This window comes from Sphingobacterium sp. WM (assembly GCF_029542465.1).
Taxonomy (GTDB): domain Bacteria; phylum Bacteroidota; class Bacteroidia; order Sphingobacteriales; family Sphingobacteriaceae; genus Sphingobacterium; species Sphingobacterium cellulitidis.
Genome location: NZ_CP120709.1, coordinates 3751144 through 3766106 on the forward strand (window position 1 = coordinate 3751144; position 14963 = coordinate 3766106).

At 35.2% G+C, this 14963-nt stretch carries 14 protein-coding genes; 2 read left to right on the forward strand and 12 right to left on the reverse strand.

From position 1 onward, the window contains the following. Nucleotides 1-190 precede the first annotated feature (190 nt). On the reverse strand, nucleotides 191-634 hold the full coding sequence (locus tag PZ892_RS15945) for a c-type cytochrome (protein ID WP_182499121.1): 444 nt from the start codon (nucleotides 632-634) through the stop codon (nucleotides 191-193). 332 nt (nucleotides 635-966) lie between these two features. On the opposite strand from PZ892_RS15945, the gene PZ892_RS15950 reads away from it, so the two are divergent. Further along, nucleotides 967-1680, forward strand: a complete 714-nt coding sequence (locus PZ892_RS15950; protein WP_277711532.1) for an NUDIX domain-containing protein — start codon at nucleotides 967-969, stop codon at nucleotides 1678-1680. A 20-nt stretch (nucleotides 1681-1700) separates the two neighbouring features. On the opposite strand, the gene PZ892_RS15955 is transcribed toward PZ892_RS15950, so the two are convergent. The 3 genes from PZ892_RS15955 to PZ892_RS15965 form a co-directional block, all read right to left on the reverse strand. Then, entirely contained in the window at nucleotides 1701-2828 is a 1128-nt protein-coding gene (locus tag PZ892_RS15955; protein WP_182499122.1) for an acyltransferase, read from the reverse strand. A gap of 303 nt (nucleotides 2829-3131) precedes the next feature. Then, nucleotides 3132-4256 (reverse strand): acyltransferase, encoded by a 1125-nt coding sequence (locus PZ892_RS15960; RefSeq protein WP_182499123.1) that lies wholly within the window; start codon nucleotides 4254-4256, stop codon nucleotides 3132-3134. Nucleotides 4257-4444: 188 nt separating this feature from the next. Further along, on the reverse strand, nucleotides 4445-6751 hold the full coding sequence (locus tag PZ892_RS15965) for a tetratricopeptide repeat protein (RefSeq protein ID WP_094280671.1): 2307 nt from the start codon (nucleotides 6749-6751) through the stop codon (nucleotides 4445-4447). Nucleotides 6752-6964: 213 nt separating this feature from the next. Here PZ892_RS15965 and PZ892_RS15970 point away from each other — a divergent pair, with 213 nt between their 5' ends. Further along, nucleotides 6965-7345 (forward strand): nuclear transport factor 2 family protein, encoded by a 381-nt coding sequence (locus PZ892_RS15970; RefSeq protein ID WP_094280672.1) that lies wholly within the window; start codon nucleotides 6965-6967, stop codon nucleotides 7343-7345. 51 nt (nucleotides 7346-7396) lie between these two features. Here PZ892_RS15970 and PZ892_RS15975 read toward each other — a convergent pair whose 3' ends face one another. The 8 genes from PZ892_RS15975 to PZ892_RS16010 all read right to left on the reverse strand — a co-directional run bounded on the left by PZ892_RS15975 (nucleotide 7397) and on the right by PZ892_RS16010 (nucleotide 14959). Beyond that, nucleotides 7397-8380, reverse strand: a complete 984-nt coding sequence (locus PZ892_RS15975) for an aldo/keto reductase (protein ID WP_094280673.1) — start codon at nucleotides 8378-8380, stop codon at nucleotides 7397-7399. An 89-nt stretch (nucleotides 8381-8469) separates the two neighbouring features. After that, complete coding sequence (locus tag PZ892_RS15980) at nucleotides 8470-9267, reverse strand: M90 family metallopeptidase (protein WP_182499124.1); 798 nt, start codon at nucleotides 9265-9267, stop codon at nucleotides 8470-8472. Between the two features lie 151 nt (nucleotides 9268-9418). Continuing rightward, nucleotides 9419-11056, reverse strand: coding sequence for a chaperonin GroEL (groL, locus tag PZ892_RS15985; RefSeq protein ID WP_094280675.1), 1638 nt, complete (start codon nucleotides 11054-11056; stop codon nucleotides 9419-9421). Between the two features lie 96 nt (nucleotides 11057-11152). Beyond that, on the reverse strand, nucleotides 11153-11428 hold the full coding sequence (locus PZ892_RS15990; protein ID WP_094257255.1) for a co-chaperone GroES: 276 nt from the start codon (nucleotides 11426-11428) through the stop codon (nucleotides 11153-11155). Between the two features lie 221 nt (nucleotides 11429-11649). Continuing rightward, the gene (gene secG / locus PZ892_RS15995; RefSeq protein WP_094257256.1) at nucleotides 11650-12030 is read right to left on the reverse strand and encodes a preprotein translocase subunit SecG; all 381 of its coding nucleotides are present in this window, start codon (nucleotides 12028-12030) and stop codon (nucleotides 11650-11652) included. A 14-nt stretch (nucleotides 12031-12044) separates the two neighbouring features. Further along, nucleotides 12045-13136, reverse strand: a complete 1092-nt coding sequence (locus PZ892_RS16000; RefSeq protein ID WP_182499125.1) for a hypothetical protein — start codon at nucleotides 13134-13136, stop codon at nucleotides 12045-12047. A gap of 22 nt (nucleotides 13137-13158) precedes the next feature. Next, nucleotides 13159-13689: an LptE family protein gene (locus tag PZ892_RS16005; protein ID WP_182499126.1), complete on the reverse strand. Its 531-nt coding sequence runs from the start codon at nucleotides 13687-13689 to the stop codon at nucleotides 13159-13161. 1 nt (nucleotide 13690) lies between these two features. Further along, nucleotides 13691-14959, reverse strand: a complete 1269-nt coding sequence (locus PZ892_RS16010) for a sigma 54-interacting transcriptional regulator (RefSeq protein ID WP_094257259.1) — start codon at nucleotides 14957-14959, stop codon at nucleotides 13691-13693. Nucleotides 14960-14963: the final 4 nt, after the last annotated feature.

The window sequence follows — 14963 nt, forward strand, 5'->3', positions numbered from 1 at the left end:
AATAAGTTTTTTGAGGGTGTAGTATAAGGTTTAAGTATCTTTTGAATTTTCAGTGTTCAAACTAATAACTCAAAATCAACTGGTTAAAGAATTAAGTTAGTATATTTTTTTTACAAATTGAGGATTAAAGTAAAATGAGTGGAATTTCGGGGTAATTATTCTGTTACATACCTCTTGAAATCTGGAGAAATTACGACTGATTATCTGGAGAAAGGGAAAGTATATAGGTAAGCATGGCTTCAGCATCGGCCGTAGATAATTTAGGATGCGGTTTCATAATTACAGTACCCCAGGCTCCACTACCGCCAAGAATAACCCTTTGGGCCAAGATCTTAATAAACACTTCTTTGCGGGGATACCTACGGTTAATATCATGAAAAGATGGTCCAAGGACTTTTTTATCAGGGCGATGACAGGTATAACAATCAGAATCAGAAAGCAACACTTTACCTTTTTCAATCAAAGCGGAATCAACATCTTCATCCTCACCTGGGATTGCACGGATGTAGCTTTCCTTGGAGTTCTCGGCGATATCAGGAAGGTTTTGGGCAGTATTAGGATTTCTGTGATTACAGCCAGTGAGGCATAATATAACAGAAATCAATAATAAAATATACACTGATAATTTTTGCATCGAAATGATTTGAGAAAAAAATTAATGGATCCCCAAAGGATACGGTTTAGCTTATTTGGTTAACCAATTTAAGATTTATTCCACAAAAAAATATCGTCAAATAGAATTTAAAACACAAATAAGCCAGCTTAATGGTAATTTAATTCTTAAAAGATATTTAAAATAAATCGCAGTTAAATAAAGCTTAAAGTCATACAAAATCATTTTTACAGTAAGCAAGAAAATAACTCTTCAATTGAATATTAATTTTTAATTAAAATTTGTATTTTGTATCAATATCAATTTGATATATTGTTAAAAATAACCTCAAAAACGCACTTAGAAAACATAAAATGGAATATTATAAAGATGAACCAAGCTTACTTTTAGCCGTAGATTGTATAATTTTTGGGTTTGATGGAGAATCTTTGCAGATCCTACTAATTAAGCGTGGTTTTGAACCAGAAATTAATAAATGGAGCTTAATGGGAGGTTTTATTCAACCATCGGAAAGTCCTGATGAGGCAGCAGCCCGAATATTAAATAACCTAACTGGTTTAGCGAATGTCTATATGGAACAATCAGCAGTTTTTGGAAAACCTAATAGGGAAAAACATGGACGGGTGGTCAGTATTACCTATTTTGCCTTGATTGACAGCAAAAAATACCAACAAATTCTCTCAGATAAGTATCAGGCAAATTGGTTTCCGATCACAGATTATCCGAAATTAATCTTTGATCATGTTGAAATGATCAATACTGCCAAAAGGCAATTAAGAAGTAAAGCAGCCCTATACCCCATCCTATTTGAATTATTACCTGAAAAATTCACCTTACCACAAATTTCAAGTTTATATGAAGCAGTTTATGATATAGTGATTGATAAAAGAAATTTCAACCGTAAACTATTATCATCAAACCTGTTGATTAAACTCAATGAAAAGGATAAGGAAAACTCGAAAAAAGGAGCTTTTTATTACATATTAAACAAAGAAATCTATAAAGATCAAATCATGTCCTTCTTGAGATATTTACCAAGTTGGTCCGAGCAAGATCTGGATAAATAATTTCAGGCAGGCAAAAAGCCTTAAACTCTGCTTTTCTCCATTTGAGGTTCCTTCAAAGCTGTACTTTCCAATACGGTATTTTTTTCATTCTTAAAAACTTCTTCCACCTTATTGTACTCAGGTATACGGTCTCCCAAAGAGCTTACAAACAATCTTGGAGTGAGTTTCATCATGGAATAATAGATCGCCGCAATAATCGCAATACAAATCACAGGAATAGTCCAATAAGCCAAATATTTCATCAACAAATTATCATAGAGTGAAAGATTATAGAAAAAGCCTTTTAACCAATTAATGATATATACCTCATGGATAACATATATGAAAAATGATAAGGAACTAAACCCCGTCAATTTATTCATAAAAGGATAATTATCATTCAAATATGCGAATAGGTTAAATGTTGTAATTACTCCAAATAAGATAAATAACCTGACAAAGTATTCATGGGAAGGTTCAGGATTATATTTTAGTGCCGTAAAAAGGAAAACAATTGCAAGGATGAAAGCTGGAATTTTGAGTTGATAAAATAACTGTAGCATATTTTTTTTCTCCAGTGAGAAATATGCCCCTAAACTAAAGAAGAAAATTGCGGTCAAGCTGAAACCAGGAATATCTTTACCAATCTGTGTTAAATATAGAATTGCCAGCAAAATAACTCCATAATGCTTCAAGTATTTGATAAAATACAATATCAAGGGTGAAATAAGAATCATGCAAATCAGGTCTCTGACAAACCACAAGGGGAAGTTCCAGGGTCCTGACCAAAACATATAGAGAAGGGAGCTTTCTTTCAATGTGGCAAATTCTGGTTCAGCAGATAAACCCATCGAAATAAAAATTTTATTTTTGAATATAAAGGCCAGGAATGCAATGGAATTCCAAATCAAATAAGGTTTCAACAATGTTCTGAAACGACTTTTATACTGCCTTTTCAAGAAGGAGCGCAAATTGCCAGCATAGTGTTTGAAAAAATAATAGCCGGACACTAAAAAGTAGCATCTTACAGAGAGTTTGGCGACATGATGTGAGAACATCTCAGAGACCAACACAAAAAAATCATCCCCAATAAAGCTGAAATTAACTTTTTCTAGGGTAAATGGCACTAAATGCGCAATCACTACCAAATAAATTAATGGTAGTCTCATTGTGTCGATTACTTTCGACAACCTAGCATCTTGATTCACAAACTGTTAACTTTAATTATGAATTAATTCAAGGATAGGCCTTAAATCAAATTCCGATCTGTAATTATTGGTTATAAAGCCTTAAGAGCAACATTTAGTATAATAATTACAAAATTTATTATAAACAATGTTAACAATATAAATTTTATTATTAAACTATTTTTTATTTATTAAATTATATTGTGAAGTTAAAATAGCAACACAAGCCCTTGAGAATCAAGATGATAGCTGATTCAATTCAAATAAAGAGGAGAAAATTGAGAATTAATCTGTTTTAATATGTAAGGTTTCCACTACATGAGGTTGATTAATTTTATTAAATTTTGGAGTTCTTCCACCTAATGAGAATACAAATATCTTTGGGATCACTTTCATTAAAGCATAATAGAGTGCACAGCAAACCAAAACACATAGAAAAGGAATAATCAAATAGGCATAGAAGCGTTCCCAACCAGTTTGAAATAAGTGATGATTATAAAAGAATCCTTTTATCCATTCAATTATATAAATTTCATGGACGACATAGATAAAAAAGGTCAGGGAACTAAATCCAGTAAGTCGATTCATAGACTTAAATTTATCGTTCAGAAAGGCAAATAAATTAAATACAGAAATGACACCAGACATAATAAAAACGCGAAGGTAATATTCGTGGATATCGGAGCCACTGGCTTTAAGGGAAAGAGCCAAGAAAATCAAAGTAATGAGTAATGCTGGAATTTTTATTTTATTAAAAAACTGTAGGAGGTCTTTCTTTTCCAGGGAGAAATATGCTCCAAAACTAAAAAAGAAAAGTGCTGTACTACTGAATCCAGGCAATGGATCATCAAGACAAGAGAAGTAAAAAATCCCAAAGGCAATTAAACTATAAATTTTCAAATACCGGATGGCATAAAAAATTAAAGGTGAGATAAGAATCATACAGATTAAGTCTCTTAAATACCATAATGGGAAGTTAATAGGTACTAACCAAAAGTGTTTGATGAAATTTCCATTAAATAAATTGGTATAATCATTATCCGTATTGCCACCTAATTTTTGGAAAAGGTAATTTTTGGAGAGAACGGCTAGAATCGCCAATACATTCCAGATAATATAAGGCTGGACGATTGTTTTTAAACGGCTTTTGAATTGTTTTCTATAGAATTCCATCAAACTTCCAGCATACTTATTAAAGAAATAAAATCCAGAAACCAGAAAATAACATCGTACAGAAAATTTTGCAATATGGTGTGAAAACATCTCAGAGACCAACACAAAGACGTGATTCGCCGAAAAAGAAAACTTAATCAGTGGGTATGAGAATGGGGCGATGTGAGCAATAACCACCAAGAAGATTAATGGCAATCGCATTGTGTCGATTACTTTCGACAACCTCTCATTATTCATTTATTAGAATTGCTAATAATTGTGTGAAATAAAAAATACTATAATAGCAGAAATTGGTTTGATATCACTTACAACACCCACGTTACTAAGCCTTTCGCTAATAGTGAGTCAATATTAAAAAATTCTTTAGAATAATAAATTAGGCTTTTTATTATAAAGTTGAATTTGTCGATTAAATCATACAAAAATTAAAATCCGAGTTTAGAAAATATGCTAGGCTTCTTCCAGGTTTGTTTAAATTGCTCAGCAATAGGATTATGATCATCATAAGAAAGGATGTAGTCTAAAATCTTATGGGCTTCTTTGAGATAACCTTGTTGATAATTAACATGGGCTTTTGCCAATAAAACCTCTTCAGATAAACTATCGTAAGCCCATTCTTCCTGTTCATAAATTTCTTGAAAACGCGCTACCAACCCATTTACTTGTGGCAGGTCATTTAATTTATCATACAGTTTAACCCCATAGCTTAACCAGAGCACATATTCGCTGGCTTCCATCGCTTCAAAACAGAATTGGTTATACTCCGTAAACATGGCAGCACCTTCGCGGAATTGGGTTGTCAAATAATGGCTTTTCACAATCAGATAGATGGTCTTGGCCTTATCAAAATCATTCAGGAGGAAGGACTGTTTATTTTCGAGGTACAATCGTGCAGCAGAATTCACATGTTCATAATCTTCCAATTCATTATAGGCCTGCATTAGGTTATATTGAGGATTAGCCTCATCAGGATATTTTGAAGCAAGACTTAAATAATAATCTCGGCGTTCATATGGGGATTTATGTTCATACTCATGATACAGTACTCCTTCAACAGTATTTTTGGCGGCTTCAAAGTCCCTAAAATCATAATCCGAAATATCAGGGTTCTCTTGATAATGTTCATAGATTTCAAACAACAATTCCTGCGCTTCAGATTTGATATCCTCGGAGAGTTCTAATTTATGATTTACAACGACTAAATCTGCTTTATGCTGTAAATGCCTATAGAATGACGCCGTAAACTCATCGTAGATTCCGAAGTAGATTTCCAATGCTTTTTGCGCAGCCGAGAAGTCTTCATTTTTTATCAAAGCATCAATTAGGGTATGATGCAATTCCGGAAACTCAGAATGAAGCAAACCTTCTTCACATACAGTGATGGCCATCGGATAATTCCCAAGAGTTGAGTACACAATTGCTAAATTATTACAGCACATGGCCCAACAATGCTCATCCCCATAAAAATCACTTTCAAATTCAAAATCTTCAAAATATCTTCGGAATGCATCGAAGGAATATTGGTACAAACGAACATCAAGACTACGCAAGGAATCTTTGATAGCATCTTCGGCCATATTTCTCAGAAAATCATCTAGATTCACTCCTTCATTGTATATGTCTCGAGGCAAGCTATTAAATACTGGAATATCTTGTTCCACGAGACCTGTTGATAGGAATTGGGATTCCACCATACGTCTCCAAGAGGTAACATCTGGATTTATTGCCACGGCTTGTTTCAATAGCAAATATGCTTCATCAAAATCGCCCATTTCATACAAGTAAGTACCTGCAAAATGATGTGCCGCAAAATTATTTGGATACTTTTCCTTGATTTCAAGACCATGTTTATAATAATAATCTTCAGGAAGGCCTAAGGCTTCAAAATAATTCCGTTCAATTATCAATTGAAAATAGAAGACACTGGCATTTTGATAGCCCAAATCAATTTGTTCTTTAAAGCGATGATGCCATTTTATAAATCCTTCTAGTATTTCAGGTTCATGATTATCACCTTTTATTAACTTTAAGAGAACCTTGAGGGAAACATCAAGGGCAGCCCCATCGAAGGCAATTTCTGCCAAATTCAAGTAATCAATATCCAAAGGACTGACAAATCTATAGATGCCCTTGTCGATCAATTCGATTAGATCCACCTTACTCACCAGATTCGTTCTGTCCAACAAATAGACCTTCTTGACCCAACAAATGGAGACATTTCGATCCCTTAACTCGCGACTATCCTTAAACTCCTCTTCGAAGAAAGCTATTGCTTCATCCAGACTTCTTAATAAAGATTCATCATCCTTTAGGATTTCATAAATCTTAATTTCAAACTCCAAACCATACACCTTATTCAGGTTATCGTTTTTTAGTCTATTGGCATAATCTAAGAATTCGTCTTTATTATCTTCCCGGAGATGTTTCTTGGGCTTTGCTATCTCTTCCAATACATATTGATTACCGAGTTGATAATTCAACAGATTGTACATAACCCGAGGATTATTGGGTTCATATTTTAATACTCTCTTCAGATATGGGATGACATACTCTTGAATTGCAACATACGCAGATTCATGACCTTCTTCAATAGCTCGGTCATGATATGCAATAGCCATTAGAAATAAAACATCTGTGTCGGTAGGATGATCTAACAGATATTCTTCGCCTTGACTAATACATAAATCCAATTCACCTGCATAAAACAATTGCTCTAATTCTTCGTATTTCATCGAGTATAAGTTTAAGCTATCAGCACTTAATTTAATTTAAAATTGATTCTTACAGCAAAATACAAAAGTTAATGTTCATTTGTAATAACCTTAACATTTTAATAATATCAATTTTCTTGTTAAGAAGAGTTTATAAACAACATTAGTATTACAACTCATTCATATCCAACAGGATTTTATTAAATTAGGTTTTATAAGATTTATTGCAAAAAAATGAAAGATAGAGCTGAAATAATTAAAAATTATATTGAAGGTTACAATCGGTTTAATGTTGAGCAGATGATTGCAGATTTGGATGATAATTTAATTTTTGAGAATATATCAAACGGGAAGATTACGGACTCCCTTGAGGGTAAGGATGCATTTTCAGAACAGGCAGAGCAAGCAAAATCTTTTTTCTCGGAGCGAGAGCAAACGATCACCTCCATGGAACATTTTGAAAACTATTCGGAGGTAAATATAGATTATGAGGCAACCTTAGCCATCGAGTTTTCAGAAGAATTAAAAATTGGAGACAAGATTAGGATGAAGGGGCATTCAATCTTTGAATTTAGTCCTGAAAATAAAATAACAGTGATTAAAGATTTCAGTTAAATTGAAAGTTATTTCCATTTTCTGGAAATAACTTTCAATCTTAACCATGCTTTAAAATGCATCTACAACAGCATTTATGAATTCTATTTCCTGTTCAGTTAGAAGAATATCCATTGCTTTGGCATTTTGCACGGATTGCTCGGCATTTCTTGCACCAGCAAGGGCAATGGTAATACCAGGTCTTTCAACGGTCCAACGTAATACTAATTGAGCGAGAGTAACCCCTTTATCATCTGCCAAAGGTTTAATTCTTTCAAGAAGGACATTCGTACGTTCAATAAAGTCCGGTTGAAAATGGGGATGTTTTGCTCGATGGTCCCCTTCTTGAAATTGATGTCCAACATGAATTTTTCCTGTTAAGAGTCCTCTTTCTAAAGGGCTATAGGCTAAGACTGCTTTATTATGTTTTATACAGTAAGGAATAGTTTCTTCTTCCACGCCTCGATTAACCATGCTAAAAGGAATTTGATTTGAAACCAATGGCAAGGTTTTTTCAGCTTCTGCCATCAATTGAGCATTATAATTACATACCCCTGCATATCTTATTTTTCCTTGTTCAATAAGTTGGGCTACGGCTTCAAAAGTTTCATCCAGAGGAGTTGTAGAATCTGGCCAGTGAATTTGGTATAAATCAATATAATCAGTACCTAATCTTTTTAAACTTTGCTCACATTCATGAATAATGCTTTCTTTACCGGCGAATTTGAAGATTTCAATATCCTCACCATTGTTCATTTTACTATGGAAGGCGAAATCACCTTGAGCAAGATCCCACCGCATTCCGAATTTTGTCAGAATTTGGGTTTTATCACGAGGTATGTCTTTTAGAGCCTCCCCTACAATCTCTTCACTGGTTCCTTGTCCATAAATTGGGGCAGTATCAATTGAAGTTACTCCAACTTCATAAGCAGCAATAATCGCTTCGACTGCATCTTTACGATCTGTAGAACCCCACATCCAACCGCCTGCAGCCCAAGCACCAAAAGTTATGACGGAAGCATTAATTTCACTATCTCCTAAATATCTATATTCCATGATAAATAAATTTTATTGAAACCTATAAGGTTGTTTTTTCAAATGTTTATTACTCTAAATAACAGTGTATTAACTAAAAAAGTTTAAGATTATTCATTTTTATTGCCATTATAAATTTCATTGAGCATGGCATATAATTCTGGATGGTCTTCAGCTAAAAGCTTAGGTTTTTGAAAAAAATATTCGGACACAACGGCTAGAAATTCAGCTGGATTTGTAGCTGCATAATCACGGATATCCGATTTATCCCTTCGGATAGCAGAAATGGTTTCGTGCATTTCTTCTAGCCAAGGCTGTATTAAATTTTTAGGAATTAGATATTCTGGAACACCATCCACATCCCCATCCGCTTTATCTATTAAATGGACAAATTCATGAATTGCTGTATTGCTTTCACCATTTTGATTGAAGCCAGCCATAAGTGCTGATAAAGATAAAATCATCTTTCGATGCATAGCCCCATCTCCTACCATTCCCAAAATATTTCTTTTTTCATCTTCCGTATTATACTTTTCATTGAAAGTCCCGGGGTAGACCAGTACCTCATCTAAATTTTCATAGGACCAGTTTTCGAAATGAAATAAAGGGATGGTAGCACTGGCGGCAATTAATATTCTATGTTCATCGTTTATGGCAGCACCTTTTTCAGGAGAAATTTTAGTGGTCGACAAAAAATAAGATACACGGTTGATAAATTTTTCTTGTTGAGCGGGGTTCAATTGCTTGAAAAAATTCACCTTTTCCAGAAGGACATTTTTGATTTCAGGAGGATCAGGAATTACTTTGTTGACAATCTTTTTGTTGCCTACCTTTTTCCAGATATAAATACTTAAAATAATCCCTAGCACAAATATAATGAGGAGTACGATGATGTTGTAAGTGTCCATATACACAGAATAGATTAGCTCTTAAACTAAGATACAAATTAAGTGGGCATGTTTGTGAAATCAGAGGAAATCGAAAGAGATTTCAGAAAAAATAGACACAAAAAAAGAGCTATTCTCATGAATAGCTCTTTTAATATTTTGAGGGGAAATTTTACATCATTCCGCCCATGCCGCCACCCATTGGAGGGCCACCAGCACCTACAGGATTATCTTCTAGTTCATCAGCAAGAACACATTCTGTAGTTAATAACATTGAAGCAACAGATGCAGCATTTTCTAATGCAACACGAGAAACTTTAGTAGGGTCAATAACACCAGCAGAGATCAGGTTTTCGAACTTATCAGTACGTGCGTTGTAACCATAATCAGCAGTTCCTTCTTTCACTTTTTGAACGATTACTGCACCTTCGATACCTGCGTTAGCACAGATTTGACGAAGAGGTTCTTCGATAGCACGTTTGATAATATCGATACCGATTTGCTCGTCTTCGTTTTCACCTTTCAGGTTTACTAAAGCCTCAGTAGAACGGATGAAAGCAACACCACCACCAGCAACGATACCTTCTTCTACCGCAGCACGAGTTGCGTGAAGTGCATCATCTACGCGGTCTTTTTTCTCTTTCATTTCAACTTCAGAAGCAGCACCAACGTAAAGAACAGCAACACCGCCTGATAATTTAGCTAGACGCTCTTGTAATTTTTCACGATCGTAGTCAGAAGTTGTAGTTTCAATTTGAGAACGGATTTGAGCAACGCGAGCTTTAATATCATCTCCATTACCAGCACCATTGATAATAGTTGTGTTATCTTTATCAACAACTACTTTTTCAGCTTGTCCTAAGTAAGACAATTCTGCATTTTCCAATTTGAAACCTCTTTCTTCAGAGATTACAGTACCACCAGTTAGGATAGCGATATCTTCTAACATCGCTTTACGGCGGTCCCCAAATCCTGGAGCTTTAACTGCAGCCACTTTCAATGATCCACGGATTTTGTTTACAACAAGCGTAGCTAATGCTTCACCGTCTAAATCCTCAGCAATGATCAATAAAGGCTTACCAGTTTGTACTTGTTTTTCTAAAATCGGCAACAATTCTTTCATGTTACTGATTTTCTTATCATAGATTAAAATGTAAGGGCTTTCAAGTTCCGCTTCCATTTTATCAGAGTTAGTTACGAAATAAGGAGAAAGGTATCCTCTGTCAAATTGCATACCTTCTACTGTTTTCACTTCAGTTTCAGTACCTTTTGCTTCTTCAACTGTGATTACACCGTCATTTCCTACTTTTTCCATTGCTTCAGCGATCAATGAACCGATAATTTCGTCATTGTTAGCAGAGATAGAAGCAACTTGTTTAATTTTATTATTGTCAGCACCTACAACTTGAGATTGAGATCTTAGGTTCTCAACCACAGCTGCAACAGCTTTATCAATACCACGTTTTAAATCCATTGGGTTAGCACCAGCGGCTACAGATTTAATACCAGGAGCAACGATTGCTTGCGCTAATACAGTAGCGGTAGTTGTACCATCACCTGCTTGGTCAGCAGTTTTAGATGCTACTTCTTTTACCATTTGTGCACCCATATTTTCTAAAGCATCTTTCAATTCGATTTCTTTAGCCACCGATACACCATCTTTAGTAATCGCTGGGGAGCCAAATTTTTTCTCAATAATTACATTACGACCTTTAGGGCCTAAAGTTACTTTTACTGCGTTTGCAAGTGTGTCAACACCTTTTTTCAGGGCGTCACGTGCTTCTACATTATATTTTACTTGTTTTGCCATTTTATTATGAAATTGGATCTTCGGTTTTGGTTGTTCAATCGATAATTGGACAGCAAGAACCTACTGTATTTTTTAAATTTTATTGTTGATTATAAATTACAGGACTGCGTAAATATCAGCTTCGCGCATAATTAAATACTCTTTACCTTCGTAGGTAATTTCAGTTCCAGCGTATTTACCATACAATACTTTATCACCTACTTTTACAGTTAATGGTTCATCTGGTTTACCAGCACCAACAGCTACCACTGTTCCTTGGGATGGTTTTTCTTTTGCTGTATCAGGGATATAGATACCTGATGCTGTCTTTTCTTCTGCTGGAGCAGGTTCAACTACTATTCTGTCTCCGATAGGTTTAATACTTAATGCCATAATTGTATAAGAATTTTATTTTTTTTCGATTACGTACCTCAAAGGTATCACGAACTATGCCAATTGAAATTAAGCATTTTTTTTTTGCCATTTTTGCATTAACTGTCATTTTTCATGTCAGTTGGCCATCATCTTAATGTCATGATGACACCAGCGTTGCTGTAAAACAAAAAACCCTGTCTTGTTCAGACAGGGTTATATTTTTTGATTGTTGAGCTTACTTATTTTGTAGAATCCGTAGCTGCAGGGGTTTGCGTAGCAGGAGTTTGATTTGTTCCAGCAGGATTTCCTTGTGCAGGAGTTGCAGACGGGTTTAGATTCAAATTAGGAGCAGAAATAGGTGCTTCAATTTGATCACCTAGACCGCCTCTATTTGAAGCTGATGGGCCAATAATATTTATTGCAATACAAAATACCATTAGGGCGATTGCAAAAATCCAAGTTCCTTTTTCCAGGATATCCCCAGTACGTTGCACACCAATTAAATTTGCACCGCCAGAAAATCCAGAAGATAAACCACCTCCTTTAGGGTTCTGAATCAATACAAAAAACGCTAATAATAAGCTTACTAGAATAATTAGGATAATAAATAAAATTTCCATTTCTATATTTTCAATTATAACTTTTGTTCAATCTCTTTAATTCGGGTCGCAAAGTACGATTTTTTTTCTGGATTATCCGAAATTAATTTTCTAAATACAGATATCGCTTTTTCATACATTCCTTGGGACACGTAAATATTGGCTAAGGTCTCTGTAACCACCTGTAATTGGTCTTCAGAGCTACTTCTAGCCTTGTTTTCTGTATTGATGGCTTCGGCACTTGGAGGTTGAATCTGCGGCTCTTCGCGGATAAATTTCTCAATTACCTCATCCATTTTTTCAGTAGACTTAAACTCCACTGTTTCTTTTTTATGTTTATCACTAAGTTTATCCGATGGGTCTTGCAAGTGAAAGATGTTTTCACGGATTTGCTGATCCAAGATAGCTTCATCTAATTTTTTAGGATCAAACTGACCTTTTTGTTGTCTTGGTAATACTTGAGAAGAAAAAGGTTGGTAAGTTTCTGCATGCTCCAATCTGGTTTTGTACAACCACCATCTAAAACTATAAGGCATTAGCTCATCATTATATAAACTAATATCCTCTTCAGAACTACGCGGACTTTCTTCTTCAGGAACATTTACCTCAACCTCTGTAGTATCTTGTATTGTTTCTTCGATGGATTCTTCTGCGAATTCCTTTTCAATATTATACCCACTTGGAAAATCAAATGCAGGTTCCTCCTCAATGGGTTCTGATTCTAAATCTTCAGTTTCTTCAACGATTTCATCCAAGTCATTTGCAGGTTCCTGAATGATTTCTTCCAGGTCAGGAATGGATTCCACATCCACTGCTTCCACTTCAGTATCTTCAGCTACTACTTGTTCATCGACTTCCTCATAAGAGATATAATCATCAGAATCCACTTCCAATTCAGGAATAATTTCAACAGGTTTCTGTAAATAATCACGCAGCCAAAAAGGGTTATTCGCGTAAATTAAGGTACGTTGTTTATCAATATTCTGACCTTCGAGAAACTTCTTTCGTTCAAAAGCATATATTATTGGCTGAGAATAGGGATATTTCGATAAGAGCTGTTCAAATTCAGCTGAACTTACATCGACAGGGTTCTCTAACGCTTTTCTAAAAATATATACTTGATCCATGTTATTCAAAGGCTCTTATATTTTACCAGTTATTAAATGCACGGTTAAAAACATCTTCAGTCAACATCTTTACAATTTCAGAATTTAATTGAGATTCGTTCGCACTAATTTGCCCTCTGAATTCCTTAAATTGAGTAAAAGAGTCTTCAAAATCGCTTTCTCCGGTATCGTCCTTTCTATTGACATATTTCACTTTAACAGTAATGGACAAACGGTTTAAAGCAGCCATGTCTGTCCCTGCTTCAACGGCTGCGGGAGTAATGGCGTAATTTGTAATTACACCAGAGAACATGGCATCACCATCTTGATTGACTTGACTTAATTTTGATTGCGTACGGATGCGTTCTTTTAATCCTTCTGTAAAAGTTTGGCTTAAAGTTGCTGATACAAATGGTGATATGTTTTCAAAGATTTCCACTGAATATGTTTTCATATTCTCTGGGATTGTACCACCTCCTAAACTGTATTTTACTCCACAACCGTGGAAGGTAAAAAGCAGGAAAGCCGCAATAATATAGGTAATAAAATTGCTTTTATATTTAAAATTGGACATATTAATCTAAGTTCAAATCTTTAATCTTTCTATAAAGAGTACGCTCTGAAATTCCAAGTTCCTGCGCAGCAGCTTTACGTTTTCCTTTATGCTTTTTCAACGCTTTTTTAATCAAATCTGACTCTTTGTCGAGTAAAGATAATGATTCTTCCACCTCTTCTACGTCTTGGGTGTCATACAAATAATCATTTGCATTTCCATTCGGCTGATTCGGATTATGAATTGTAATGGTTGGATTGGTATTTACAGGGTATTCCTCTGTACCAATTGCAGCAGAACTAGGTCTGATCTCTTGGTACAATTGATTGATATATGGGGAGTTTTGCTCCATTGTTCCTTGATTGAAACCCTTTTGCATCAATTCCACGACCAATTTCTTTAAATCTACCATATCCTTTTTCATATCGAAGAGTACCTTATACAAAAGATCTCTTTCCGAGAAATTATCCTTTGCTTGCTCTTTTAGTGGCATCGGCAATGTACTTTGCGTTTCCACGGGAAGGTAATGACTTAAGATTTGGGCATTCACCAGCCTTTCCTTTTCTAGAACGGCGATTTGTTCGGCAATATTTTTCAGTTGACGAACATTTCCTGGCCAAGAGTAATTCTTGAGCAGTTCTTGTGCATCTTCAGTAAGTTGTATGCCTGGAGAACGATATTTATCAGAGAAGTCAACCACAAATTTTCTAAACAAAAGAACGATATCTTCTTTTCTTTCACGAAGCGGTGGAATTCTCAAAGGAACGGTATTCAACCTATAGTAAAGATCTTCTCTGAATTTTCCTTTTTTAACGGCCTCATACACATCCACATTGGTTGCAGCAACTACGCGAACATTTGTTTTTTGCACTTTGGATGATCCTACTCGAATATATTCTCCGGATTCCAAGACACGCAACAGGCGAGCTTGAGTACCCAGAGGTAACTCCCCCACTTCATCCAAGAAAATGGTTCCACCATCCACTACTTCAAAATATCCTTTCCGAGCTTCGTGAGCTCCCGTAAAGGATCCTTTTTCATGTCCGAACAATTCAGAATCAATTGTACCTTCTGGAATGGCACCGCAGTTAACAGCGATAAAAGGTCCGTGCTTACGTCCACTGAGTTGGTGGATAATATGCGAGAAGACCTCTTTTCCAGAACCACTTTCCCCTTGAATCAAAACCGATATATCGGTAGGTGCTACCTGACGTGCAATATCGATTGCACGGTTTAGTAATGGAGAATTCCCAATAATCCCAAACCTGCTCTTAATATCTTGATGATCCATTATT